General features: G+C 74.1%; 25 protein-coding genes. 10 read left to right on the top strand and 15 right to left on the bottom strand.

Annotated elements, in window-relative coordinates:
• Positions 1 to 4: 4 nt before the first annotated feature.
• Positions 5 to 859 (bottom strand): SCO6745 family protein, encoded by an 855-nt coding sequence (locus AC2A1K_RS07655; protein WP_483895711.1) that lies wholly within the window; start codon positions 857 to 859, stop codon positions 5 to 7.
• A 7-nt stretch (positions 860 to 866) separates the two neighbouring features.
• Here AC2A1K_RS07655 and AC2A1K_RS07650 point away from each other — a divergent pair, with 7 nt between their 5' ends.
• The 4 genes from AC2A1K_RS07650 to AC2A1K_RS07635 all read left to right on the top strand — a co-directional run bounded on the left by AC2A1K_RS07650 (position 867) and on the right by AC2A1K_RS07635 (position 6,115).
• Positions 867 to 2,486 (top strand): Rv2578c family radical SAM protein, encoded by a 1,620-nt coding sequence (locus AC2A1K_RS07650; RefSeq protein ID WP_483895710.1) that lies wholly within the window; start codon positions 867 to 869, stop codon positions 2,484 to 2,486.
• A 19-nt stretch (positions 2,487 to 2,505) separates the two neighbouring features.
• Positions 2,506 to 2,916 carry a PPOX class F420-dependent oxidoreductase gene (locus AC2A1K_RS07645; protein WP_483895709.1) on the top strand — a complete coding sequence of 137 codons (411 nt, stop codon included), beginning with the start codon at positions 2,506 to 2,508 and terminating at the stop codon, positions 2,914 to 2,916.
• 69 nt (positions 2,917 to 2,985) lie between these two features.
• On the top strand, positions 2,986 to 4,797 hold the full coding sequence (gene aspS, locus AC2A1K_RS07640) for an aspartate--tRNA ligase (protein WP_483895708.1): 1,812 nt from the start codon (positions 2,986 to 2,988) through the stop codon (positions 4,795 to 4,797).
• Positions 4,798 to 4,882: 85 nt separating this feature from the next.
• Positions 4,883 to 6,115, top strand: coding sequence for a hypothetical protein (locus AC2A1K_RS07635; RefSeq protein WP_483895707.1), 1,233 nt, complete (start codon positions 4,883 to 4,885; stop codon positions 6,113 to 6,115).
• A gap of 7 nt (positions 6,116 to 6,122) precedes the next feature.
• Here the strand turns inward: AC2A1K_RS07635 and AC2A1K_RS07630 are convergent, their stop codons facing one another.
• Positions 6,123 to 6,785 (bottom strand): hypothetical protein, encoded by a 663-nt coding sequence (locus tag AC2A1K_RS07630; protein WP_483895706.1) that lies wholly within the window; start codon positions 6,783 to 6,785, stop codon positions 6,123 to 6,125.
• A 121-nt stretch (positions 6,786 to 6,906) separates the two neighbouring features.
• On the opposite strand from AC2A1K_RS07630, the gene AC2A1K_RS07625 reads away from it, so the two are divergent.
• Genes AC2A1K_RS07625 through AC2A1K_RS07605 form a run of 5 tightly spaced genes read left to right on the top strand, consistent with a single transcriptional unit; the run spans position 6,907 to position 11,586 of the window.
• Entirely contained in the window at positions 6,907 to 7,248 is a 342-nt protein-coding gene (locus AC2A1K_RS07625; protein ID WP_483895705.1) for a helix-turn-helix transcriptional regulator, read from the top strand.
• Positions 7,245 to 7,457 carry a HypC/HybG/HupF family hydrogenase formation chaperone gene (locus tag AC2A1K_RS07620; protein ID WP_483895704.1) on the top strand — a complete coding sequence of 71 codons (213 nt, stop codon included), beginning with the start codon at positions 7,245 to 7,247 and terminating at the stop codon, positions 7,455 to 7,457. Before AC2A1K_RS07625 ends, AC2A1K_RS07620 begins: the two co-directional genes overlap by 4 nt.
• Positions 7,454 to 9,676, top strand: a complete 2,223-nt coding sequence (gene hypF, locus AC2A1K_RS07615) for a carbamoyltransferase HypF (protein WP_483895703.1) — start codon at positions 7,454 to 7,456, stop codon at positions 9,674 to 9,676. Before AC2A1K_RS07620 ends, hypF begins: the two co-directional genes overlap by 4 nt.
• A gap of 54 nt (positions 9,677 to 9,730) precedes the next feature.
• Positions 9,731 to 10,714 carry a hypothetical protein gene (locus AC2A1K_RS07610; protein ID WP_483895702.1) on the top strand — a complete coding sequence of 328 codons (984 nt, stop codon included), beginning with the start codon at positions 9,731 to 9,733 and terminating at the stop codon, positions 10,712 to 10,714.
• Complete coding sequence (locus tag AC2A1K_RS07605; RefSeq protein WP_483895701.1) at positions 10,696 to 11,586, top strand: HNH endonuclease signature motif containing protein; 891 nt, start codon at positions 10,696 to 10,698, stop codon at positions 11,584 to 11,586. Before AC2A1K_RS07610 ends, AC2A1K_RS07605 begins: the two co-directional genes overlap by 19 nt.
• A gap of 115 nt (positions 11,587 to 11,701) precedes the next feature.
• On the opposite strand, the gene hypE is transcribed toward AC2A1K_RS07605, so the two are convergent.
• The 11 genes from hypE to AC2A1K_RS07550 all read right to left on the bottom strand — a co-directional run bounded on the left by hypE (position 11,702) and on the right by AC2A1K_RS07550 (position 21,197).
• Positions 11,702 to 12,787 carry a hydrogenase expression/formation protein HypE gene (gene hypE / locus AC2A1K_RS07600; protein WP_483895700.1) on the bottom strand — a complete coding sequence of 362 codons (1,086 nt, stop codon included), beginning with the start codon at positions 12,785 to 12,787 and terminating at the stop codon, positions 11,702 to 11,704.
• A complete protein-coding gene (gene hypD, locus AC2A1K_RS07595; RefSeq protein WP_483895699.1) occupies positions 12,784 to 13,923 on the bottom strand; it encodes a hydrogenase formation protein HypD in 1,140 nt (379 codons plus the stop codon). Before hypD ends, hypE begins: the two co-directional genes overlap by 4 nt.
• Positions 13,920 to 14,207: a HypC/HybG/HupF family hydrogenase formation chaperone gene (locus AC2A1K_RS07590; RefSeq protein ID WP_483895698.1), complete on the bottom strand. Its 288-nt coding sequence runs from the start codon at positions 14,205 to 14,207 to the stop codon at positions 13,920 to 13,922. Before AC2A1K_RS07590 ends, hypD begins: the two co-directional genes overlap by 4 nt.
• Positions 14,207 to 14,563 (bottom strand): hydrogenase maturation nickel metallochaperone HypA, encoded by a 357-nt coding sequence (locus AC2A1K_RS07585; RefSeq protein WP_483895697.1) that lies wholly within the window; start codon positions 14,561 to 14,563, stop codon positions 14,207 to 14,209. Before AC2A1K_RS07585 ends, AC2A1K_RS07590 begins: the two co-directional genes overlap by 1 nt.
• Positions 14,564 to 14,660: 97 nt before the next feature.
• Positions 14,661 to 15,173: a hydrogenase maturation protease gene (locus AC2A1K_RS07580; protein ID WP_483895696.1), complete on the bottom strand. Its 513-nt coding sequence runs from the start codon at positions 15,171 to 15,173 to the stop codon at positions 14,661 to 14,663.
• Positions 15,170 to 16,507 carry a hypothetical protein gene (locus AC2A1K_RS07575; protein WP_483895695.1) on the bottom strand — a complete coding sequence of 446 codons (1,338 nt, stop codon included), beginning with the start codon at positions 16,505 to 16,507 and terminating at the stop codon, positions 15,170 to 15,172. The genes AC2A1K_RS07580 and AC2A1K_RS07575 overlap by 4 nt, the downstream gene beginning before the upstream one ends.
• Positions 16,500 to 17,204, bottom strand: a complete 705-nt coding sequence (locus tag AC2A1K_RS07570; RefSeq protein WP_483895694.1) for a DUF6084 family protein — start codon at positions 17,202 to 17,204, stop codon at positions 16,500 to 16,502. The genes AC2A1K_RS07575 and AC2A1K_RS07570 overlap by 8 nt, the downstream gene beginning before the upstream one ends.
• Positions 17,201 to 17,827: a DUF5947 family protein gene (locus tag AC2A1K_RS07565; RefSeq protein ID WP_483895693.1), complete on the bottom strand. Its 627-nt coding sequence runs from the start codon at positions 17,825 to 17,827 to the stop codon at positions 17,201 to 17,203. Before AC2A1K_RS07565 ends, AC2A1K_RS07570 begins: the two co-directional genes overlap by 4 nt.
• A complete protein-coding gene (locus AC2A1K_RS07560) occupies positions 17,824 to 18,351 on the bottom strand; it encodes a NifU family protein (protein ID WP_483895692.1) in 528 nt (175 codons plus the stop codon). Before AC2A1K_RS07560 ends, AC2A1K_RS07565 begins: the two co-directional genes overlap by 4 nt.
• Positions 18,348 to 20,150, bottom strand: a complete 1,803-nt coding sequence (locus tag AC2A1K_RS07555) for a nickel-dependent hydrogenase large subunit (protein ID WP_483895691.1) — start codon at positions 20,148 to 20,150, stop codon at positions 18,348 to 18,350. The genes AC2A1K_RS07560 and AC2A1K_RS07555 overlap by 4 nt, the downstream gene beginning before the upstream one ends.
• 39 nt (positions 20,151 to 20,189) lie before the next feature.
• Entirely contained in the window at positions 20,190 to 21,197 is a 1,008-nt protein-coding gene (locus tag AC2A1K_RS07550) for an NADH-quinone oxidoreductase subunit B family protein (protein ID WP_483895866.1), read from the bottom strand.
• 199 nt (positions 21,198 to 21,396) lie between these two features.
• On the opposite strand from AC2A1K_RS07550, the gene AC2A1K_RS07545 reads away from it, so the two are divergent.
• Entirely contained in the window at positions 21,397 to 22,170 is a 774-nt protein-coding gene (locus AC2A1K_RS07545) for an isocitrate lyase/PEP mutase family protein (protein ID WP_483895690.1), read from the top strand.
• A gap of 42 nt (positions 22,171 to 22,212) precedes the next feature.
• Here the strand turns inward: AC2A1K_RS07545 and AC2A1K_RS07540 are convergent, their stop codons facing one another.
• Together AC2A1K_RS07540 and AC2A1K_RS07535 are read right to left on the bottom strand one after the other, a co-directional pair.
• Entirely contained in the window at positions 22,213 to 23,406 is a 1,194-nt protein-coding gene (locus tag AC2A1K_RS07540; protein ID WP_483895689.1) for an aminotransferase class I/II-fold pyridoxal phosphate-dependent enzyme, read from the bottom strand.
• Entirely contained in the window at positions 23,403 to 23,882 is a 480-nt protein-coding gene (locus AC2A1K_RS07535; protein WP_483895688.1) for an Lrp/AsnC family transcriptional regulator, read from the bottom strand. Before AC2A1K_RS07535 ends, AC2A1K_RS07540 begins: the two co-directional genes overlap by 4 nt.
• Positions 23,883 to 23,996: the final 114 nt, after the last annotated feature.

Genomic DNA, 23,996 nt, shown 5'->3' with positions numbered 1-23,996 from the left:
CAGGTCAGGGGCGGGGGAGGCCGATCGGGTTCGGGAACGGGATCGCCCCGCCGGCGACGACGGCGTCGGCGAGCGGGCGCAGGAGCTCGGCGAGACGGTCGGTGCCGGTGCCCCCGAGGGCGCGCCACGGTCCGGCGGCCGCCCGGTCGGTGTCGTGCTCGATCGCCGCGCGCGCGTCCCGCCCCGCGTCGGTCAGCGCGCCGTCCGCGTCGAGCCAGCCCCGGGCGAGCAGGCTCTCGCCCGCCGTCGCCCACACCTCGTCGTCGAGCCTGCGCGACTCCTGCAACGAGGCCGACTCCCCGGCGGCGTGCTTGAGCCGGTGGGCCGAGACGGGCCCGACGTCATGGGCGACGAGCACCGCGACGTGGCCGTCGCCCCGGTGCTCGCGCAGCGTCGTCGCCGCCTGCCAGAGGGCGAGGTGGGGTTCGTCGGGGCGGGGGAGGCCCTGGTTCGCCGCCCCGAGCACCCGCCCGGCCGTGTCCGCGGCGTCGGCCGCCGTCCACGCCAGATCCGCCGCCTCGGCGACCGCCGAGCCGTCCGGCCCGCCCGGGACCTCGGCGAGCAGGCGGCGCAGCGAGCGGTCGGCCCCGTCGAGACGGGCCCGGAGGCACGTCGCCGGATCGGCGAACCCCCACGCGTCGGGCAGGGCGCGCGTGATCCGGTCGCGGTGGAAGCCGTGGAAGCACGCCCGGACGGCGTCGGGGCCGACGGCGCCGAGCGGGGCGGCGCGCTGGGCCACGTAGCCCATCCAGAAGCCGCGCAGTCCCACGGCGTCGGCGGCGGCCCGGGCCTCGGGCGTGAAGTAGGTGACGGCGTGGAGCGGTTCGACCAGGGTCCACAGGCGGCGGGCGTCGTCCACGGCGCTGATGGTGGACCGGGCAGCGGTTGCCCCGACATCGAACACGTGTTCGAATGACGGGGTGCGGTGGGAAGCGCAGAAGGTCGCCGGGGGGCCCGAGGAGCTGCCGGGCATGCCCGCGCTCAAGGGGCTGGTCCGCAGCGTCCGGACGCCCGAGTTCGCCGGCATCACGTTCCACGAGGTCCGGGCGCGCTCGGTGCTCAACCGGGTGCCCGGGGCATCGCCGATGCCGTTCTCGTGGACGGTGAACCCGTACCGGGGCTGCTCCCACGCCTGCACCTACTGCCTGTCCCCGGACACCCCGGTGCTCATGGTGGACGGCACCAGCGTGCGGCTCGCGGACGTCCGCGTGGGCGATCTCGTGGTCGGTACCGAGATGCGCGGCGGCGCGCGGAGCCTGGTCCCGACGCCCGTGCACGACGCCTGGACCACCACGAAGCAGGCCTGGCGCGTCCGGCTGCTCGACGGCACGACGTTGGTGGCGAGCGCCGAGCATCGGTTCCTCACCCCGCGGGGCTGGGTGCACGTGCGCCCCGAGGGTTGCGAGGGTGCCGAGCGGCCGCACCTGCGGGTGGGCGACGCGCTGGTCGGCGCGGAGACGCTGGCCGACGAGGCGTTCCGGCGCCCGGGCACGCCGCCCGTGGCGACCGCCCCGCCGGGTGACGTCCCGGGCGGGCGTGTCGTCACCGCGCTGGAGGAGCTGCCGGGCGAGCACGCGCTGGCGGACCTCACCACCGGGACGGGCGACTTCGTCGCCGACGGCGTGATCAGCCACAACTGCTTCGCCCGCAACACCCACACCTACCTCGACCTCGACGCGGGCGACGACTTCGACAGGCAGGTCGTCGTGAAGCTCAACGCGCCGGAGGTGCTGGCCCGCGAGCTCCGCGCACCGCGGTGGAACCGCGAGCACGTCGCGATGGGCACCAACACCGACCCCTACCAGCGCGCGGAGGGCCGTTACGCCCTCATGCCCGGGATCATCCGGGCCCTCGGCGGGTCCGGGACGCCCTTCTCGATCCTCACCAAGGGCACGCTGCTCGCCCGCGACCTGCCCGAGCTGACGGCCGCGGCGCGCGACGTGCCGGTCGGGGTCGGGGTGTCGCTCGCCCTGCTCGATCCCGAGCTGCACCGGCGCGTCGAGCCGGGCACCCCGACGCCTCGCGCGCGGCTCGACCTCGTCCGCCGCATCCGCGACGCCGGGCTGCCCTGCGGGGTGTTCGTCGCCCCGGTGCTGCCCGGGCTCACCGACACCGACGAGGCGCTCGACGCCCTGCTGGCCGCGATCGCCGACGCCGGGGCCGACGGCGCCACGGTGCTGGCGCTGCACCTGCGGCCCGGTACCCGGGAGTGGTTCCACGCCTGGCTCGCCCGTGAGCACCCCGGCCTGCTCGAGCGCTACGCGGCGCTCTACCGCCGCGGTTCCTACGTCGACGTCGCCTACCGGCGCGACCTCGCCGCCCGCGTGGGTCCGCTGCTCGAACGTCACGGCCTCATCGGGGGCGGTCACACCATGGGAGGGCGCCAGGGGGAGGAGGGCGCCGACTCCTGGCCGGCGGGGTCGGTGCCGAGCATCCCGCCGAAGCCGGTGGAGGAGGCGCCCGCCGAACAGCTCTCCCTGCTCTGAGCAGTCCTAGCCTGCGTCCATGGACCTGGACGAGGCACGAGAAGTGATGCGCGAGCAGCACCACGCGGTGCTGGCCACCCGCCGCCGTGACGGCGCTCCGCAGTTGTCGCCGGTCGCCGTGGCGGTGGACGACGACGGCGCGGCGGTGATCAGCACCCGCGAGACCGCGCTCAAGACGAAGAACCTGCGCCGCGAGCCCCGGGCGTGGCTCTGCGTCCTGCCCGACGGCTTCTTCGGCCGGTGGGTCCAGGTCGAGGGCGGCGTCGAGATCGTCGAGCTCCCCGAGGCCCTCGCGGGCCTGCGCGCGTACTACCGGGCGGTGTCGGGCGAGCACCCCGACTGGGACGACTACGACGAGGCCATGCGCCGCGAGCGCCGCGTCCTGCTGCGCGTGCACCTCGACCGGGCCGGCCCGAACGTGAGCGGCTGAGATCCCGGTTCCCTGCGGTCGATAACCTCAGGGGACACGTTCCGAGCCGACCCGGGAGCACCACCCCAGATGATGCGCACGCACTCCGCCGGCACGCTGCGCGCCGAGAACGTCGGCGCCACCGTCACCCTCGCCGGATGGGTGGCCCGGCGGCGTGATCACGGCGGCGTGGTGTTCATCGACCTGCGCGACGCGTCCGGCGTCGTGCAGGTGGTGTTCCGCCTGGGCGACGTGGCCGAGGAGTCGCACCGGCTGCGCTCCGAGTTCTGCGTGCAGATCACCGGTGTCGTCGAGCAGCGCCCGGCGGGCAGCGAGAACGCCGAGCTCGTGACCGGCGAGGTCGAGGTCAGTGCCACCGCGCTCACCGTCCTCTCCGAGTCCGCGCCGCTGCCGTTCCAGCTCGACGAGCACGGCTCCGAGTCGGGGGGCGTCGGCGAGGACGCCCGCTTCCGCTACCGCTACCTCGACCTGCGCCGCGAGGGCCCGGCGTCGGCGATCCGGCTGCGCAGCCGCGCCAACAAGATCGCGCGCGACGTGCTCGCCGACCGCGACTTCGTCGAGATCGAGACGCCGACGCTGACCCGGTCCACGCCCGAGGGCGCGCGCGACTTCCTCGTCCCGGCGCGGCTCAAGCCCGGCAGCTGGTACGCGCTGCCCCAGTCGCCGCAGCTGTTCAAGCAGCTGCTCATGGTGTCCGGGCTCGAGCGCTACTTCCAGATCGCGCGCTGCTACCGCGACGAGGACTTCCGTGCCGACCGCCAGCCCGAGTTCACCCAGCTCGACATCGAGGCGAGCTTCGTCGACCAGGACGACGTCATCGCGCTCGGCGAGGCGATCGTGACCGCGCTGTGGTCCGAGCTCGTCGGCCACGAGATACCGACGCCGATCCCGCGGATCCCCTACCTCGAGGCGATGGCGCGCTACGGCTCGGACAAGCCGGACCTGCGCTTCGACATCGAGCTGGTCGAGCTCACGGAGTACTTCGCCGACACGCCGTTCCGTGTCTTCCAGGCCCCCTACGTGGGCGCGGTCGTCATGCCCGGCGGGGCGTCCCAGCCGCGGCGCACCCTAGACGGCTGGCAGGACTGGGCCAAGCAGCGCGGCGCCAAGGGCCTCGCCTACGTGCTCGTCGGCGAGGACGGCACGCTGTCGGGCCCCGTCGCCAAGAACATCAGCGAGGCCGAGCGCGAGGGCCTGGCCAAGGCGGCAGGTGCCAACCCCGGCGACTGCATCTTCTTCGGCGCCGGCACGCCCGCGGAGGGGCGCGCCCTGCTCGGCGCCACCCGCGGCGAGATCGCCCGGCGCCTCGACCTGATCCCGCCGGGCTCCTGGTCCTTCGTCTGGGTCGTCGACGCCCCGCTGTTCGAGGCGGCCGGCAGCACCGACGACGTGGCCGTCGGGTCCGGGCAGTGGACCGCGGTGCACCACGCGTTCACCTCGCCCACCCCGGACTGGATCGACTCGTTCGAGAACGACCCCGAGAACGCCCTCGCCCACGCCTACGACCTCGTCTGCAACGGCAACGAGATCGGCGGGGGCTCCATCCGTATCCACAGCAAGGACGTCCAGCAGCGGGTGTTCGCGCTCATGGGGCTGACGCCCGAACAGCAGGAGGAGAAGTTCGGCTTCCTGCTCGACGCGTTCGCCTACGGTCCGCCGCCGCACGGCGGGATCGCGTTCGGCTGGGACCGGATCTGCGCCCTGCTCGCGGGGCTCGACTCGATCCGCGAGGTCATCGCCTTCCCCAAGACCGGCGGCGGCTACGACCCGCTCACGGCGGCGCCGGCGCCCATCACGGCCCTCCAACGCAAGGAGGCCGGGGTCGACGCGCCGAGCAAGCCGGCCGCACCGGTCAAGCCGCCGGAGCGCCCCGTCCAGTGACACGCTCCGCGGAACGTTCACGAGATGTCGGGAGCCGCCGTTTCCTACCTCACGCACACCGCGAGCGGGTAGAGTTCACCGGCTGATGGCCTCCCTCACGACGGACAGCGCAGGCACCTCCGACGGTCAGACAGGTGGTGCTCCGGGCTCGTCCGACCGCGCCGCCGAGCTGGTCGCGCTGGCCGAGGAGCTGCTCACCCGACGCCACGGCGCCACGGTCCGGCTCGCCGACGCGGTCGACCTCGGCGGCAGCGAGCGCTCGCTCGTGGTGCGCGTGCGGGTCGCGGAGAACCCCTTCTCGCTGCCGCGCACCCTCGTCGTCAAGCACTACCTCGACGAGCCGGCCGTGCACGGCGCGGACCGGTTCAGCTACGAGGCGGCGTCCTGCCAGCTGCTCACGGCGATGCCGTCGGAGGAACGGGCGAGCCCGATGCTCGTGGCCCAGGATCCGACGCACCGTCTGCTGGTGCTCGAGGACCTCGGACGCTGCGCGACGCTCGCCGACCGTCTCGAGGAGCGCGACCCGAAGGCCGCGGAGCGCGCGCTGCTCGGCTGGGCGCGGGCGCTCGGGCGGATGCAGGCGTCGACGGCGGGCCGCGAGGACGACTTCGGGGCCCTGTTGCGGCGCTTCGGCGAGCGCACCTGGCGAGACCCGCTGGCCGACGACGCCCGCGCGGCGCTGGCCGAGGTGCCCGACCAGCTGGCGCAGCTCCTGCGCGTCGAGGCCGCCCCGGCCGCGGTGGCCGAGGCGCGCCAGGCGGCGCGCCTGCTCGGCGGGAGCGGCTACCGGGCGTTCAGCCCTGCCGAGATCCGCCCTGACAACTGCCTCGTCACCGGCAGTGGCTCGCGGTTCCTCGACTTCGAGTGGGCCTGTTTCCGCGACGTCGCCCTCACCGGCGCCTCGCTGCGCCTGCCCCTGCCCAGCGGCGGCCCGGCCCACGCGCAGCCGCCGGGGATGGCCGAGGCGATGGTCGCCGCCTGGCAGGCGGAGCTGACGCCGGTGTGGAACGACCTCGCCGACCCGGAGGTCCTGCGCGAGCGCCTCCTGCACGCCGAGGTGCTGTGGGTCTGGCTCGCCACCCGGGCGCTGCTGCCCGGTGTCGTCGGCGCCGCGGAGTCCGAGCGCCCGCCGCACGTGGTCGTCGCGGACCCGGGGCACGACGCCCCCTCGGTGCTCAGCGGCCTCTGGCGTCGACTCGGCACCGACGCCGAGCGCGCGGGGCGGGTCGCGACCGCGGAGCTGGCCGCCTCGACCGTGGGCGCGCTGGGGCGTCACGGGGGTGACGTCGCGCTGCCGCCGTACCCGGCCTTCGCCTGACGGCGGTTCAGCCCAGTCGGGCGCGGTGGACGAACGCGTCCGCCGCGCGGCCCGACCACGCCGCCGCCCCGGTGGCGGCGAGCGCCTCGGCCCGACGTCGGCCCGCGAGCAGGAGCAGCAGGGCGTCCGCGTCGATCTCGACCACGTCCGGGTCGGGGTGGGGGGCACCGGTGCAGCGGCCGCCGACGACGTGCACCGTGCGCTCCAGCGCGGCGGCGCCCTCCGGGCGGCGGACCACCAGGCGCACCGTGGCGTCGCGCGCCCCGAGGGCCGCGACGAGCAGGCGCGGCGCCATGTCGATGACGAGCCGGCAGGCCTCGACGGTGGCCGCGGCGTGATCGGCGAGGTCGACGGGCGCGGCGAGGGCGCTGGTCAGGTCGTGGGCGTGCAGGCACAGGTCCAGGCAGTCGGCGCCGAGCACGCGGTCGCCGGCGGTGCGCCCGTCGAGGCGCAGGGCCGTGCGCCGGCGGGCCTCGCCGAGGGACGCGCGGAGCCGGTCGGGCCCGGCGAAGTGGATCCCGGCGTGCACGCCCCCGAGGTGCGCGACCAGGTCGCCGACCGTCGGCTCCGCGCCGGGTGCGGGCCGTGCCCAGTCGTCCGAGCCCAGATGGTCGACGGCCGACTCAGCGACGTCCCAGAGCTCGAGCACCGCCTGTGCCGCCTCGTGCATCGGCCTCGCCGCCCGTCCACCGGATCGCTTGTCGGACCGCTCGCTGAGGAGGACCCTATGTGATGACCACCACACCAGCAACGGTCCCTCCACCACCCTGGGGACCGGGGCGGAGAACGTCATGGGCGAATGCGAGCCACGGAACTTCCTGCGTCCCTGCCTCCTGCTGCTGCTCCAGGAACGCCCGGCTCACGGCTACGACCTCGTGGAGCGCCTGCACCGCTCGTTCATCGACGACACGGACGCGGGCGGGGTGTACCGCACGCTGCGGTCCTTCGAACGCGAAGGCCTCGTCTCGTCCTCCTGGTGCCTCTCGGCGTCCGGGCCGGCACGACGCACGTATGCGCTGACCGCCGACGGGAAGGAGGCGCTGCGCCGCCAGGTCGAGACCCTCGAGGCCACCCATCACCTCGTCCACGCGTTCCTCGAGCGCTGCGGCTCGCTGCCCGCGGGGTCGCGGTGAGCTGTGACGGGGACGTGTGCCTGACATGCTCGGACCAGGCGCTGCCGTGGCCGGTGGTCGCGATCGACGGCGACCTCGCGTGGGTCGACACCGGCGGCTCGCGCGAGCAGATCAGCGTGGCGCTCGTCGACGCGGCGGTCGGCGACGTCGTGCTCGTGCACGCGGGGGAGGCGATCGCCTGTCTGTCAGACGCGCCCACTTCGCGGTGACCGGGATCGTCCAGGGCGTCGGCTTCCGGCCCTTCGTGCACGCGCTGGCCACGGACCTCGGGCTCGCGGGGTTCGTCGGCAACGACGCCTCCGGGGTCGTGGTCGAGGTCGAGGGCCCGCCCGGGGCGGTCGAGGCGTTCGGTACCGCGCTGCGCGAGCGCCCGCCGGCGCTGGCCGTCGTCGAGGACGTCCGGCGCCTCGACCTCGCGCCGACCGGGGACGGCGGGTTCCGCATCGCGGCGAGCGACCCGGGCGCCGCCGGCCCGCGCACCCTCGTCTCGCCGGACACGGCGCCCTGCGACGACTGCCTCGCCGAGCTCGCCGACCCCACCGACCGCCGGTACCGGCACCCGTTCGTCAACTGCACGAACTGCGGGCCGCGCCTGTCGATCGTCCGCGACGTGCCCTACGACCGGGCCACGACGACGATGGCGGCCTTCCCGCTGTGTCCCGCCTGCGCGGCCGAGTACCACGACCCCGCCGACCGGCGCTTCCACGCGCAGCCCGTGTGCTGCCCCGACTGCGGGCCCACGCTGCGCCTCGACGGGGACGCCGAGGATGCTCTCGAGGGCGCGGTGGCCCGCCTCGAGGACGGCGCGATCCTCGCGGTGAAGGGCCTTGGCGGCTACCACCTCGCCGTGCGGGCGGACGACGAGGCGGCCGTGGCCCGGCTGCGCGCGGCGAAGCACCGCGAGGACAAGCCGTTCGCCCTGCTGGCCGCCGACCTCGACGCGGCGGAGGGGCTGGTGCAGACCGACGCGGTCGCGCGCTCGGTGCTCGCAGGCCGCCGCCGCCCGATCGTGCTGCGTCCCCGGCGGTCCGGGGCCCGGGTCGCCGACGCCGTGGCACCGCACACGCGCGACCTCGGCGTCATGCTGCCCCCGACGCCGCTGCACCACCTCCTGGCCGGCGACCTCGCCCGCCCGCTCGTCCTGACCAGCGGCAACGTCTCCGACGAACCGATCGCGCACCGGGACGACGACGCCGCCGTGCGCCTCGCGCCGCTGGTCGACGGCTTCCTCACCCACGACCGCGGCATCCGCACCCGCGTCGACGACTCGGTGGTGCGCACGGCGCGCGGCCGGGTCGTCCCGGTCCGCCGGGCGCGCGGCTACGCCCCGGAGCCCGTCGCACTCGGCTTCGACGTCGAGCGCCCGGTGCTCGGCTGCGGCGCCGAGCAGAAGGTGACGATCACACTCGCGGCCGGGCGCCGGGCGTTCGTGTCGTCGCACATCGGCGACCTCGGGAACCTCGCGACCCACCGCGCCTACCTCGACGCGGTCGAGCACCTCGGGCGGTTGTTCGCGATCACGCCCGCCGTCGTCGCCCACGACCTGCACCCGCAGTACCGCTCGACCGCCTACGCGCTGGAGCGCTGTGTCGACGACGACCTGGAACCGGTCGGGGTGCAGCACCACCACGCCCACCTCGCCGCATGCCTCGCCGAGCACGGGTGGGGCCCCGACGATCCCGCCGTCCTCGGGGTGGCCTTCGACGGCACGGGCTGGGGGAGCGACGGCACCGTCTGGGGCGGCGAGCTGCTCCTGGCGTCCCTGCGCGGGTTCCGGCGCGTCGGGCACCTGCGGACGGTCGGGCTGCCGGGCGGGGAGGGGGCGGTCCGCGAGCCGTGGCGGATGGCGGCGGCGTGGTGCGCGGCGCTGGGGGTCGACGGCGCCGACCTCGCGGTCGCGCGGCGGCACGCCGAGCGGTGGGACACGGTCGCGACGCTGGCCCGGGCGCCGGCCACGCTGGCGACCTCGAGCGCGGGGCGCCTCTTCGACGCCGTCGCGGCGCTCGCCGGTGTCCGGGACACCACGAGCTACGAGGGCCAGGCGGCGGTGGAGCTGGAGCAGCGCGTCGACCCTTCGGAGTGCTCGGCGTACCCCGTGCCCGCCGCCCGCGGCGGGGTGCTCCGGGCCGACGCGCTGGTCGCGGCGGTGATCGAGGACGTGCGCGCCGGGGTCGGGTGCGGCCGGATCGCGGCGCGCTTCCACCACGGGCTCGGCGACGCGACGGTCGCGGCCGCGGTGCGGGCGGCCGCCGAGCACGGCGTCGACACCGCCGTCCTCTCGGGCGGGGTGTTCGTCAACCTCGTGCTGCTCGAGCGGGTCCGGGCCGGGCTCGAGGCGGCGGGCCTGCGCGTGCTCGTGCCCGAGCGGGTGCCCTGCTCCGACGGCGGGATCAGCCTCGGCCAGGTGGCAGTGGCGGCGAGCCGCTGACGCCCGTGCGCCGGTTCGGGCGTCGTTGTCGGGGGGTGGCGCTAGTCTGGGGTTGTGTTCGAACAGGTGTTCGCATCGTTGCCGGAGGGTGTCGCCACCACCCCGCCCGGTGCGGCGTTGGGCGCCCTGCTCGAGCAGGTCGACCCCCGTCAGGTGTCCCCGCACGACGCGGTGGTCCTGGCCGGGGCGTGGCGCCGCCAGCTCTCCCACCACGAGGCCCGGTTCGCGCTGGCGGCCCGCGAGGTCGCGCTGGCCGACCCGGAGCGCCCGGGCGGGCGCCGCGAGGGCTACGGCGAGTTCCACACCGACGAGCTGCGGGCGCTGTTGGCCGAGTCCCGCACCCGGGTGTCCACGCTGTTGGGGCGGGCCGAGACCGCGATCGTGGCGATCCCCGAGTTGTGGGCGGCCTGGGACGCCGGCCGGGTCGACACCGACCGGGTGCGGTTGTGTGTCACCTGGACCTCCTCGCTGTCGGCCGAGCACGCCCGCGCCGTGGTGCTGGCGGTGCTGCCCGAGGCGCCGCGGCTGACGCTGTCGGGGCTGATCGAACGCCTCCAGCAGGTGGCGACCGGGCTGGACCCCGGGTGGGCGGCCCGGCTGTACGACCACGCGCGCCGCCAGCGCCGGGTGCGGGCCCGGCGCACCGAGACCGGGACGGTGAACCTCTCCGGGCTCGATCTGCCCCTGGATGCCGGGGCGCTCTCGGTCGCGCACGTGGAAACCCTGGCGCTGCGCGCCAAGGCCGCCGGGCACCCGGGGCTGATCGACACCGTGCGCGCCGATGTGTACCTCGCCCTGCTGGGTCCCCGCCCGGCCGGGTGGGACGACGACGCCCTGGTCGCCCACGTCGTCGCCCACGCCGACCCCACCGACCCCGCGGCCGCCGCACCCCCCAGCACGTCGGCACCCCCGGCCCCCACCCCGGCGACACCACCACCAACACCGACACCGACACCCCCGAACCCGAGGAGCCCGAGGAGCCCGAGGAGCCCGAGGAGCCCGGGGAGCCTGGGCCGGCGGTGGCGGGCCGGCGGGTGACGGCGTCGCGGCGGGCGCGGATCGAGATGCGGATCGGGCTGCTCACCCTGCTCGGGTTCGACGAGAAACCCGGCACCATGCCCGGCTACGGCGTCATCCACGCCCCCTTCGCCCGCGGGTTCGCCCGCGAACTCTGCCACGCCCAGTGGCGGATCGCGGTCACCGACGAGAACGGCCACCTGATCGCCGCGCTGGTCACCCGAGTCCGCCCCCACGGCTACCGCACCACCCCCACGCCGCCACCATCAGCACGGCCGGCCGCCCGGCCGGTGCTCGAGCTGCACATCACCGAGCAGGACCTGACCCGGCGGCTGCGCGAACCCCGGATGTGGACACCGGTCCTCGACGACCTGCGCGCCCAGCTGCGCACCTGGAGCGGCCCACCCGCCGGCGAGCACGAGGCCCGGCGCCGGTTCCCCTCCGCCGCGCTGGCCCGCTGGATCCGCTCCCGCGACCGCACGTGCGTGTTCCCGCCGTGTCGCGCGTCCTCGCTGGTCGCCGACATCGACCACACCCGCCCGGTCACCGCGCACGGCCCGACCCTCGCGGACAACCTCGACCCCGTCTGCGGCCACGACCACCTGCTCAAACACGACGGCGGCTGGCACCTCGAGCAACCCACCCCCGGGCACTTCGTGTGGACCAGCCCCACCGGACACACCTACCCCCGCCCACCCCGCCCGGTCACCCCCCACATCCCCGCACCCGGCCACTACCGCCACCGCTCCAGCACCAACCCCCACGAGCTCGCCGGCGACGACCCCCTCTGGACCAACGACCCCTACCCCGCCGACACACCGCCGAACAGGCCACCGCCGCGAGCCAGCGGCCGCAGCAACGACCTGGAGGACGACGACCCGCCGCCCTTCTGATCGACCATGCGCCGGCGGCCGCTCTCCCGTTCCGGAGGGCGGCGCCCGACGCGGTGGCGGCGTGGGTGGGGTGGCGCCGCCCTTCGAGGCGCGACGGGGGAATGCGTGCTGCCCGTCAGCAGATCCGGGGCAGCGGGTCGCCCACCAGCACGTCGACGATCCGGTGGCCGCCGAAGGCCGTGTCGAGCAGCACGAGCCCCGGTGGGTCGTCGGCGATGCGCCCGATCGCGACCGCGTCGGCGCCGGCCGGATGGGCCCGGAGGGCGGTGAGCGCGGCGTCGCAGCGGTCGGGGGCGACGACGGCGACCATCCGGCCCTCGCACGCCACGTAGAGCGGGTCGATCCCGAGCAGTTCCGCGGCGCCCATGACCTCCGGGCGCACCGGGACCGCCGCCTCGTCGACGACCACCGCGACCCCGGACGCGACCGCCAGCTCGTTGAGGATCGTCGCCACCCCGCCGCGGGTGGCGTCCCGCATCACCCGGACCCCGTCGCCCGCGGCGTCGAGCAGGTCGCCGACCAGCCCGTGCAGGGGCGCGGTGTCGGAGGCGAGGTCGGCCTCGATGTCGAGCTCGCCGCGGGCCAGCATGATCGTCACGCCGTGGTCGCCGATCGGTCCGGAGACGAGCACGACGTCGCCGGGACGGGCGGTGTCGGCCCCGAGCGTCACCGGGTGCTCGCGGACCCCGATCCCGGCGGTGGTGACGAAGCAGCCGTCGCCCTTGCCGCGCCCGACGACCTTGGTGTCGCCGGTGACGATCGTGACCCCGGCCGCGGCTGCCGCCGCAGCCATCGAGGTGGTGATGCGCCGCAGGTCGGCGATCGGGAAGCCCTCCTCGAGGACGAACCCGGCCGAGAGGTGCCGGGGGCGCGCCCCGCACATCGCGAGGTCGTTGACGGTGCCGTTCACCGCGAGGTCGCCGATGTCGCCGCCGGGGAAGAACAGCGGCGACACCACGAAGGAGTCGGTGGTGAACGCGAGGCGCGCGCCGTCGAGCGTCAGGCTCGCGCCGTCGTCGAGCCGCTCGAGCTCCGGGTTGCGGAACGCCTCGAGGAACACGGCGTCGATCAGCGTGCTCGTCGCCTTGCCCCCGGCCCCATGGGCGAGGGTCACGCGCTCCTCGCGGAGCACCGGGCGCCGCCGGCGCACCCGCTCGATGCGCTCGAGCACCGCCTGCTCGGTGCGCGGCGGCCCGCTCACCGCGCCACGACCGGGTCGGGGAGGCTCGTCCTCCGGGTCCGGCTGAACCGCCCGTAGTTGTAATAGGCGGCGCAGGCGCCCTCCGACGACACCATGCACGTGCCGATCGGGGTCTCGGGCGTGCACGCGGTGCCGAAGACGCCGCACTCCCAGGGTTCGAGCGTGCCCTGCAGCACCTCGCCGCACTGGCACGCCTTCGGGTCCTCGACGCGGCGCCCGGGGATCGTGAACCGGCGCTCGGCGTCGAAGGCGGCGTAGTCCTCGCGCAGCTGGAGCGCCGACTCCGGGATCCAGCCGAGCCCGCGCCACTCGAAGATGTCCCGCAGCTCCATGACCTCGTCGACGACCTCGAGCGCGCGCCGGTTGCCGTGCCACGGCACGACGCGGCCGTACTCGTTCTCGACCTCGCAGCGTCCCTCCGCGAGCTGGACCATCAGCTGGTGGATCGCCTGCAGGATGTCGAGTGGCTCGAACCCGGCCACCACGAGCGGCTTGCCGCGGTCGTCGGCGATGAAGCGGTAGGGCTCGCAGCCGATGATCGTGGAGACATGCCCGGGACCGATGAAGCCGTCGAGGCGCAGGTCGGGGGAGTCGAGGATCGCGGTCATCGGCGGGATGACGACGACGTGGTTGCAGAACACCGAGAAGTTCCCGATGCCCTCACGCGCCGCCCGCAGGACCGTCATGGCCGTGGACGGGGTGGTCGTCTCGAAGCCGATGGCCATGAACACGACCTGGCGGTCCGGGTGGTTCCGGGCGATCTTCAGGGCGTCGAGGGGCGAGTAGACCATCCGGATGTCCGCGCCGGCGGCCTTGGCGTCGAAGAACGACCCGTCGCTGCCCGGGACGCGCATCATGTCGCCGAACGCGGTCATGATCACGTCGGGGTCCTGCGCGATCGCGATCGCGTCGTCGACGCGGCCCATCGGCAGCACGCAGACCGGGCACCCCGGTCCGTGGACCAGCCGGACCGACTCCGGCAGGTGGTCCTCGAGGCCGTGCTTGTAGATCGTGTGCGTGTGCCCGCCGCACACCTCCATGAAGGCGTAGCGCCGGCCGGGCTCGGCGAGCGCGGCGATCCGCCGGGCCAGCGCGCGGGCCGTCTCCGCGTCCCGGTACTCGTCGACGTACCTCACAGCCCCTCCCTCCCGACCGAGGAGCTGACGAACTCCTCGAGCTCCTGGTCGTAGGCCGGGCCCATGCTGTGCAGCATCTCGAGCGCGGCCGCGGCCTCCGCCTCGTCGATCTTGGCGAGCGCGAAGCCGACGTGGATGAGGATCCAGTCGCCGACGGCGAGCTCCTCCTCGTCGCGCAACAGACCGATGTTCACCTTCCGCCGGACCCCGGCGACCGAGACGGTCGCGAGGTCGCTCTCGTCCGGCGCGAGCTCGACGAGCTCACCGGGGATGCCGAGGCACATCAGCCCACCTCCTGGTACTCCAGCGTGATCGACTCGAGGACGAGGTCCTCGCCGTGAACGAGATCGAGGTCGTGCGCGCCGCAGGCCGGGCAGGCGGTGATCAGCTCGTCGCCGGTGGCCGTGGCGCGGCAGGCGCGACAGCGGACCTCGACGGCCACCTCGACGACCTCGACCGCCGCGCCGTCCGCGACCCCACCACCGGTCATCAGCGACCACGCCTGGTCGAAGACCGCGCGGTCGAGCCGCTGCAGCGCGCCCACGTGCAGGCGCACGCCGCGGACCGGCCGGCCGGCGGCACGTCGCTCGACGGTCTCGAGGACCCCGGCGGCCACCCCGAACTCGTGCACGGCGCTCACATGTCCCGGATGCGCCGGTAGCGGTCGACGTCCTCGCGGTTGCTGCGGGCGACGTACGCGATCCCGCCGATCAGGGCGGCGAGCAGCAAGAACTTGATCATGGGACCACCTCGGTGAAGGGAACATCGGTCAGCAGCCGGTCGACGACCCGGCGCACGGTCGCGGCCGCCTCGTCGACGACGGCGGCGACGGCGTCGGTCAGGCCCATCCCCGGGCCGAGCGCGGCGGGCTCGCATCCCACGACGAGCGCCCGCCGCGGCAGGGTGTCCACGCCGACCCCGCGGGCCAGCGCGACGACGAGGTCGAGCACGGCGTCGGGCTCCATGCCGTGCGGGTCGAAGCGGGCGGTGGCGTCGGTGTCGGCGCGCAGGTCGTGCTCGAGCAGGTAGAGCGTGCCCGGCTCGCCGTCGCCGCGGGTCACGTCGACGAGCACGAGCGCGTCGTAGCCCTCGAGCACCTGGTAGGCGAGGTGCATGCCGCGGATGCCGGTGTCGATGACCTCGACGCCCTCGGGCAGCCCGCCCTGCGCGAGCAGCCGCGTCGCGACCGCGGGACCGAACCCGTCGTCGGAGCAGAAGACGTTGCCGACGCCGGCGACCAGGATCCTCATGCGCGCACCGCCAGCTCGTCGGGCCGGAAGTACCGGTAGCGGCCGTGGGAGCGCTGGAGGTCGGCGGCGGGGTCGTCGTCGAGGGTGACCGCGACGTGGACGCCGCCGTCGACGTCGTGCAGCACGGCCGCGACGGTCGCGGACGCCCCGCGCAGGAACTCGTCCTGGGCGTCGCTGTTCCGGCCCGGCACGAGGACCACGCGGCTGTCCCGGGCCACCGCGACCCCGTCGATCTCCACGCTGTCGGACTCCGGGTCGACCGAGGCGTCCGACCCGGGGTCCCACCACGGCGTCCGCGGAGCCCCGGCGTCCTCCGGGGCACGGCCGTCCGGCCGGACGGCGCCGTGCAGCCGCGCGAACATCGCCGGGCCCATGGCGTCGACCGCGTCGACGAGGTGCGCGGCGCGGGGGTCGGTGGCGCGCGCCTCACGCTTCTCCTCGTCGGTCATCGCGAGCGTGCGCAGGCTGAGGATCTCGTCGTTCTCGGTGCCGTCGAACAGGTCGGTCGGGCTCTCCGGCGCCAGCTGCGGATGGTCGGAGAGGATGATCGGCGACGCGAGGAGCAGCGAGCCGCGGTCGGGGGAGCACGCCGATGCGGGGCCGGCCAGCACCGGCCAGCTGTGCTCGTTGCTGCACGCGCGCACGGCCGGCGCCGCCCACTCCGGCGGGTCGGCGCTGGAGAGGAACGCGCCCCGGTCGAGGGCGAGCACGGTGTGCGCGGAGATCAGCGCGGTGCGCAGGGCCTCGGCACGTCCCCGGCCGGAGACGTCGCTCTCGTTGACCACGTCGATCCGCAGCCGGACGGCACCGTACGGGCCCGGTACCGCGGTGGTCGCGAGCGTGACATGCCCGCGGATCGCCGCGGTCTCCCGGAGGTAGTGACCCCGCACGGCCCCGGTGGTGTCGCGGATCGGCTCGCGGGAGGTCGCCGCCGGCACGTCGACGGGCACGCGGAGCGGTCGCGCGGCCAGTGTCGCGAGCGGCACGGTGGCGTCGACCTCGTGGGGGAGCCCCTCGTCCCACGACAGGTGCGCGGTGCCGTCCACCTCGAGCCGGTCCGCCGGCGCGCCGTCGGCGTCGGTCACGGTCCGGCCCTGCAGCGCCAGGAACCGCAGCCGCAGGCGCAGGGTCGCGCCCGGCCGGACGTCGACCACGCACTCGGTGCGGCTGCGGGACGGCTCGGCCAGCGTCTCGCTCACCGCCGGCGGCACGAGCACGCCGAACTGCCAGCGCACGGCGTTCTTCTGCGCCGAGGCGCGGTAGGGGTAGAGGAGGTAGCCCTCGAAGAGCACCGCGTCGGCCACGGCGAGGGCGCCGTCCAGCGGGTCACCCATGAGCCTGTTCCCGACCCTCTCCGGCTGCCTCGAGCAAGGCGGCGAACGTCTGCTCCCAGGTCGGCAGGGCCCGTGCCGCCCGCCACGCGCTCAGCGCGGCGAGGGTGTGCTCGGGCAGTGCGAGCCACGTCGTTCCGCCGTGGAAGGCCCGCGCCATGTCCCGCCACACCGTCACGGGCAGGCGGAAGGTCGCCTCCAGGTGCCAGGGCACGAGGCCGATCTGGACCTCGCCGGCGGGGCCGGCGTAGAAGACCGTGCCGCTGAACAGCAGGCGCAGCGGCACGACGTCGTCCGGTCCGTCCTCCCCGTCGGAGACCCCGCGGAAGTACCGGGTCACGGCCAGCTCGGTGTCGAAGGTCAACGGCACCTCGAGCACGGCGGGGTGCTCGCCGTCGAACGACGGGGTCAGCGACGACACCGTCGCGAGCTGCATCGGCGCGAGCGTGCGCCCCCACCGCGACGGGTCGCCGAAGAGCTCCACCAGCCGGTCCTGCTGCGCGGGGCGGTAGCGGCGGGCGGCGGGCTCGATCCGGATCTGGGTGCGCAGGGCGAGCGCGTGGATCCGGGTGCCGGTGGTCTCGGTGACCCGCAGGTGCAGGCGCAGCGTGGGGCCGAGCGCGTGGGCGTCGTGGTCGGCGTCGACGACGGTCATCGTGAAGGCGGGGCCCGGCGCGGCCCGGGGGAAGGGCAGGGTCACGGGCTCACCGCCCGGGCCCGCCGGCGGGCGTCGTCGAAGAACGTGTCGACGTGCGCCCAGGCCTCGGCGCCGCCGTCGAAGCCTTTCCAGTGGCGGCGCACGAGCCCGACGAGCTGGTAGCAGGCGTCGACGGGGACGAGGAGGCACTCGGAGTGGGTGTCGTCGTGGCGCACGAGCAGTGCCTCGACGTCCGGTTCGAGCACCTGCGCGAGCCGGCTCGTACCCACGCCGTCGTCGAAGCGGGCGAGGTCGAGCTCGCTCTCGGTGGCCCCGGCCGGCCCCGGGTAGCAGGCGGTCACGGCGCCGTCGTCGCCGTGGCGCAGGAAGAACGCGAGCCCGACGGGGATCTGCAGCGCGTCCCACTGGGTGTCGGTGAGCGCGAAGCCGGGGTCGCCCAGCCAGCGGTCGGGCACGGTCCGGAAGAAGCCGCCCATGGCTTCGCGCGGCCGGTCGGCGAACAGCAGCGCGCAGGGCCGGCAGGCGCAGCGCATGCTGCGGGCCCGGACGTCGACGAGGTGGGGGTGCTCGACGGGGACCTCGGTGGCGCACAGGTCGCAGCGCTCGGGGGCTGGCGCCTGGGCGACGGCCCGGGGGGCCAGGTACTGCCGCAGCGAGGCGCTCATCGCGGGACCCCCGCCGGCGGCCCGAGCCCGATCTGCAGCAGCGCAGGGCCGGCGTCGGCGGCGCCGAACTCGACGGTCGCGATCTCCGGGGCCAGCTCGCCCACCGCCGTGCGCACGACGTCGCGCACGGTCTCCGACGAGGATCCGCACCCCGCCGCGAGGGCGACGTACGCCGTGCCGGTGTGCGTGTCGACGCGCTCGAGCGTGATCCCGGCGCCGTGGTGTCCGAGGCGCCGCCGCGCGGCGTCCACGCCGTGGCCGACGCGCGTCGGCAGGTCGACGGGGTGCAGGTCGTGCAGAGCGAGCAGCGCCGCGACCAGCGGGTCGGCGCCGAGGCGGTGCACGAGCGTGTCGCCCGCCCCGAGGCGCACGATCTCCACGACCCGCGCCAGACCGCTGCCGTAGAACGCCATCAGCTCGCGCACGAGGTCCTCGCCGACCTCGCGGGCGTCACAGGTGAGCTCGTCGAGCAGCTCGGCGATGCGCGCGGCGACGGCGTCGGGATCGCCGGCGCCCGCGGTCATGGCAGGTTGAGCTGGGTCGGCGAGGTCTCCCGGTGCAGCTGCTTGCCGTCGCCGAGGTACATGTGGACGCCGCAGGGCAGGCACGGGTCGAAGCTGCGGACCGCGCGCATGATGTCGATGCCCTTGAACGCGTCCGGCCCGTTCTCCTCGAAGATCGGCGTGTTCTGGACCGCGTCCTCGTAGGGGCCCGGGGTGCCGAACTTGTCGCGCACGCTGCCGTTCCACGGCGTCGGCGGGTACGGGTGGTAGTTCGCGATCCTCCCGTCGCGCACCACCATGTGGTGGGACAGCACCCCGCGCACGGCCTCGGTGAACCCGCAGCTCACCGACTCGTCGGGGACGACGAACCGCTCCCAGGTCTTCGCGTTGCCCCCGCGGACCTCGGCGAGCGCCTTCTCCAGGAAGTGCATCGCGACCGCGGCCGCGTACGCCTGGAAGTAGGTGCGGGCGCGGTTGCGCTCGATGGCGTTGGACAGCGGCCTGCCGGCCCGGTCGGTCGGCGGTGTCCAGACGAAGGTCCGCGCCGGACGCCCGACGGTCTCCGGCAGGTTGATCTCCACGTTGTGCCCGGTGGCGCGGACGTAGCCGCAGTCGACGAGGCCGGCGAGCGCGGTGACCCAGAGCCGGGGGAGCGGGCCGCCGCCGGTGTCCATCGCCAGGTGCTCGGTGCCGTCGAACCAGCGCGGCGACATCGTCCAGGAGTACTTGTCGTCGAAGTCGCGCTTCTGCGGCGCGGGGATCGTGTGCTGGTTCCAGGGGTGGTCCTGGGACACGGGGTTGCCGAGCGGATCCCGCGTCACGAACATCGGCTGGTCGGACCAGTCGCGGTAGAACGAGCTGCCCAGCAGGATCCGGATGCCGAGGTTGATCTCGACGAGGTCGGTGGTGACCAGCTTCCCGTCGACCACGACGCCCGGGGTGACGAACATCTTCCGTCCCCAGTTCGTCATGGTCTTGTAGTCGAAGTCGCAGTGCTCCGGGTCGTTCAGCGCGCCCCAGGACCCGATGATCACTCGCCGGCGCCCGACCTCCTCGTAGCCCGGCAGCGCGTCGTACATGAAGTCGAACAGGTCGTCGTGCATCGGCACGACCCGCTTCATGAACTCGATGTAGCGCATCAGCCGGGTCATGTAGTCGGTGAAGAGCTGGATCGTCGCGTGGGTGCCGACGCCGCCGGGGTAGAGCGTGGACGGGTGCACGTGGCGCCCCTCCATGAGGCAGAACATCTCGCGCGTGTACCGGCTGACCTGCAGCGTCTCGCGGTAGAACTCGCCGGTGAACGGGTCGAGCGCGCGCATGATGTCGCCGACGGTCCGGAAGCCGTGCTCCGCGGCGTGGGGTGCCTCGGTGCGGTCCGCCAGCTCGAGCACGCCCGGGTTGGTCTGCGCGATCATCTTCGCGCAGTAGTCCACGGCGCAGAGATTGTCCTGGTAGATGTTGTGGTCGAACATGTACTCGGCGGCCTCGCCGAGGTTGATGATCCACTCGCCGAGGTGCGGCGGGCGGACCCCGTAGGCCATGTTCTGGTTGTAGACCGAGCACGTCGCGTGGTTGTCCCCGCAGATGCCGCAGATGCGGCTGGTGATGAAGTGCGCGTCGCGGGGGTCCTTGCCCTTCATGAAGATCGAGTAGCCGCGGAAGATCGACGACGTGGAGTGGCACTCGGCCACGCGCTTCGCCGCGAAATCGATCTTCGTGTAGATCCCGAGGCTGCCGACGATGCGGGTGATCGGGTCCCACGCCATCTCGACGAGGTCGGTCTTCTGTCCGGTCGTGCCTTTCGGTGCCACGGCGGTCATCGCTGCGGTCCCTTCGCGGTGGTGGTCGTCCCGGGTGCGTCAGAAGGCCGTGGGCTGGTAGCCGGTCGTCAGACGCCGGCCTCTCGCGCGCCAGCGCGGCTCCTTGTCGACCGTCTTCGCCGTGATGCCACGCAGCTTGCGGATGACGGTCCCGTAAGCCCCGCTCGCGGCGCCGGAGACCTTGCTGCCCGGCGGGGCGTCCATGAAGGGCATGAACTTGTCCGGGAAGCCGGGCATGGTGCAGCCGATGCAGATGCCGCCGACGTTCGGGCAGCCGCCGACGCCGTTGATCCACCCGCGCTTGGGGACGTTGCACTTCACGACCGGGCCCCAGCAGCCGAGCTTCACCAGGCACTCCGGCGAGCCGTACTCGGAGGCGAACTGGCCCTGCTCGTAGTAGCCGCCGCGGTCGCAGCCCTCGTGCACGGTGGCGCCGAACAGCCACGTCGGCCGGCCCGCCTCGTCCAGCGGGATCATCGGCGCCGACCCGACGGCCTGGTAGAGCAGGTAGAGGATGGTCTCGGAGAGGTTGTCCGGGTGCACCGGGCAACCCGGGACGTTGACGATCGGCAGGCCGGCCGACGACTTCCAGTCCCAGCCCAGGTAGTCCGCGACGCCCATCGCGCCGGTCGGGTTGCCCGCCATCGCGTGGATGCCGCCGTAGGTCGCGCACGTGCCGACCGCGAGGATGCCCAGCGCCTTCGGGGCGAGCCGGTCGATCCACTCGCTGGTCGTCATCGGCTGCCCGGTCATCGGGTTGTTGCCGAACCCGCACCAGTAGCCCTCGGCCTTGATCGCCTCGTTCGGGATCGACCCCTCGACGACCAGCACGAACGGGCCGTCGAGCTCGCCGCGCTCGGCCTTGAAGAACCAGTCGATGAACGACTCGTCGCCGTCCACGGGGCCCGACTCGAAGTCGATCAACGGCCAGTGCACGGCCACCTTCGGCATGCCCGGCAGTGCGCCGAGGGCGATCTCCTCGATGCTGGGCTGCGTCGCGGCCGTGAGGGCCACCGAGTCGCCGTCGCACGAGAGGCCCGCATTCATCCAGAGGATGTGAACCGTGGTGTCGTCGTGTGCGGTGAATGTGGTCACGGCGTCCCCCGACCGGTCCACGGCGGTGTGGCAGGTGGTGGTCCGCCGAGGTCAGTCAGGCTGCCAGCGGGGTGGGGACCCGGTAAGTGGACCTGTCACGTAGGGGCGACTCACAGTATGGACACCCTTTCCCCGTGGGTACCGGGGGATCATGAGCACCGCTGACAAGGCAGCTGAACTCCGCCGGTTGCACTCCGACCCCGAGCTGCTCGTGGTCGTCAACGTGTGGGACGCGATCACGGCGACCACGGTCGCGAACACTCCCGGCACCACGGCCCTCGCCACCGCCAGCCACGGCATCGCCGCGTCCCGTGGCTACCCCGACGGCGAGGTGATCCCGCGCGACGAGATGATCAGCGAGGTCGGGCTGATCGCCCGGCAGACCGAGCTGCCGGTGACCGCCGACCTCGAGGCCGGCTACGGGGATCCGGGCGGCACGATCGCCCGGGCCATCGACGTCGGGATCGCCGGCGCGAACCTCGAGGACCGGCTCAAGCCGCTGTCCGAGTCGGTGAAGGCCGTCGAGGCGGCCGTCGCGGCGGCCGACGAGGCGGGCGTGCCGTTCGCGCTCAACGCTCGGACCGACGCCTGGGTGCGCGGCGGCGACCGCGACCCCAAGGTCGTCCTCGACGACGCGATCGAGCGGGGGCGCGCCTACCTCGAGGCGGGCGCCACGTCGTTCTTCGTGCCCGGCAAGCTCGACGAGGAGACGATCCAGGCGCTGGTGTCCGAGCTGGGCGAGCGCAAGGTCAACGTCATCGGCGTGCCCGGGATGCCCGGGACCTCGCGGCTGGCGGAGCTCGGGGTCGCCCGCTGCTCCTTCGGCCCGTGGAGCCAGAACGTCGCGCTGACCGCCCTGGCGAAGCTCGCCGAGGACGCCTACGCCGGCGGCGGCCTCCCCGAGGGCACCCGCAAGCTCAACTGACCCCATGTGAGCACTTTCCGGGCCTATACGCCCGGAAAGTGCTCACATGCGGGACGACAGGAAGCGGCCGATGCGCTCGAGGGCTTCCTCGAGCAGGGGGAGCGCGGTGGCGTAGGAGCAGCGGACGTGGCCCTCGCCGGAGGGGCCGAAGACGTCGCCCGGCACGACGGCCACCTTCTGCTCGTTCAGCAGCTGCTCGGCGAAGTCCTGCGACGACAGCCCGCTCGCCCGGATCGACGGGAACGCGTAGAACGCGCCGCCCGGCTCCGGGCACGCCATCCCGAGCTCGTCGAGACCCTTGACGAACAGCCGCCGCCGGCGGTCGTAGTCGGCGACCATCTCGGCGACGTCGGGCTCGGCGCTGCGCAGCGCCTCGATCGCCGCGACCTGGCTGACGTGCGGCGCGCACAGCATCGTGTACTGGTGGATGCGGTGCATCAGCGCCGCGAGCGGTTCCGGCGCGCACACGTAGCCCACGCGCCAGCCGGTCATCGCGTACGACTTCGAGAACCCGTTGAGCAGCACCGTCCGGTCCCACGCGCCCGGGAGCGCGGCGGTGCTGGTGTGCGTGCCGGTGTAGGTCAGCCGGTCGTAGATCTCGTCGCTGACCAGCCAGAAGTCCTCGCGCTCGGCGAGCTCCGCGAGCGCCGCGAGGTCCGCCGCCGACTGCGCCGCGCCCGTCGGGTTGGACGGCGACCCGAACAGCACCGCCTTGGTCCGCGGCGTCACCACCGCCGCGATCCGCTCGGCGTCGAGCCGGTAGCCCTCCGCCGGGTCCATCGCCACGGGCACCGCCACCCCGCCGGCGAACGCCACGCACGGCTGGTAGGCGACGTAGGACGGCTCGGGGACGATCACCTCGTCGCCCGGGTTGATCAGCGCCCGCAGTGCCAGGTCGAGCCCCTCGGAGACCCCCGAGGTCACCAGGCACTCGTCGGCGGGACGGTAGGTGATGCCGAGCCGCGCCTCGAGGTCCGCGCAGATCAGCTCGCGCAGCTCGAGCAGGCCCGAGTTGCCCGTGTACGTCGTCGCCCCGCGGGTCAGCGCGTGGATCGCCGTCTCGCGCACGCCCCACGGCGTCGGGAAGTCGGGCTCGCCGACGCCGAGGGTGATCACGCCCTTCATCGTCTGGGCGAGGTCGAAGAACTTCCGGATGCCCGAGGGTGGGCAGGCCTCGACGACCCGCGACAGTGGCTTCTGTGGCTTCTGTGGCTTCTGTGGCTTCTGTGGCTTCACGGCATCACCGAGAGACGCTGGTCGGGCTCGGGCTCGGTCAGCAGCGCGCCGTCCTCCTTGTAGCGCCGCAGGAGGAAGTGGGTGCTCGTCGCGGTGACACGGTCGACGCCGGAGAGCTTCTGGGCGACGAAGTCGGCGACCTCCTTCATCGAGGCTCCCTCCACCTCGACGCGCAGATCCTGCGCCCCGCTCACCAGGTGCACCGCACGGATCTCCGGGAACTTCGCGATCCGCTCGGCCACGTCGTCGAACCCGCGGCCCCGCTCGGGCGCCACGGTGACGTCGACGAAGGCCCGGACCCGCTCGTCACCGAAGCGGTCCCAGTCGACGACGGTCTTGTAGCGGCGGATGACGCCCTCGGCCTCCCACGCCGCGATCTGCGCGCGGACCTCGTCCTGTGCGATCCCGGTGAGCGCCGCGATCCGGTCGGGTGTGGCACGGGCGTCGGACTCGAGCACGCTGAGGATCTCGCGCATGGGGGAACCCTAGTCGGCGGGTGTCGGCACCGTCGGGAGGAGCACCACGGCCAAGGCAACCTTCGTCGCCGTCGGGGTCGACGTCGACGGGCCGCGGACCGGTGGAGCGTCACC

The sequence above is a fragment of the Actinomycetospora sp. 2LY8.5 genome, from assembly GCF_057180585.1.
This window is presented reverse-complemented; position numbering and strand designations above follow the sequence as displayed.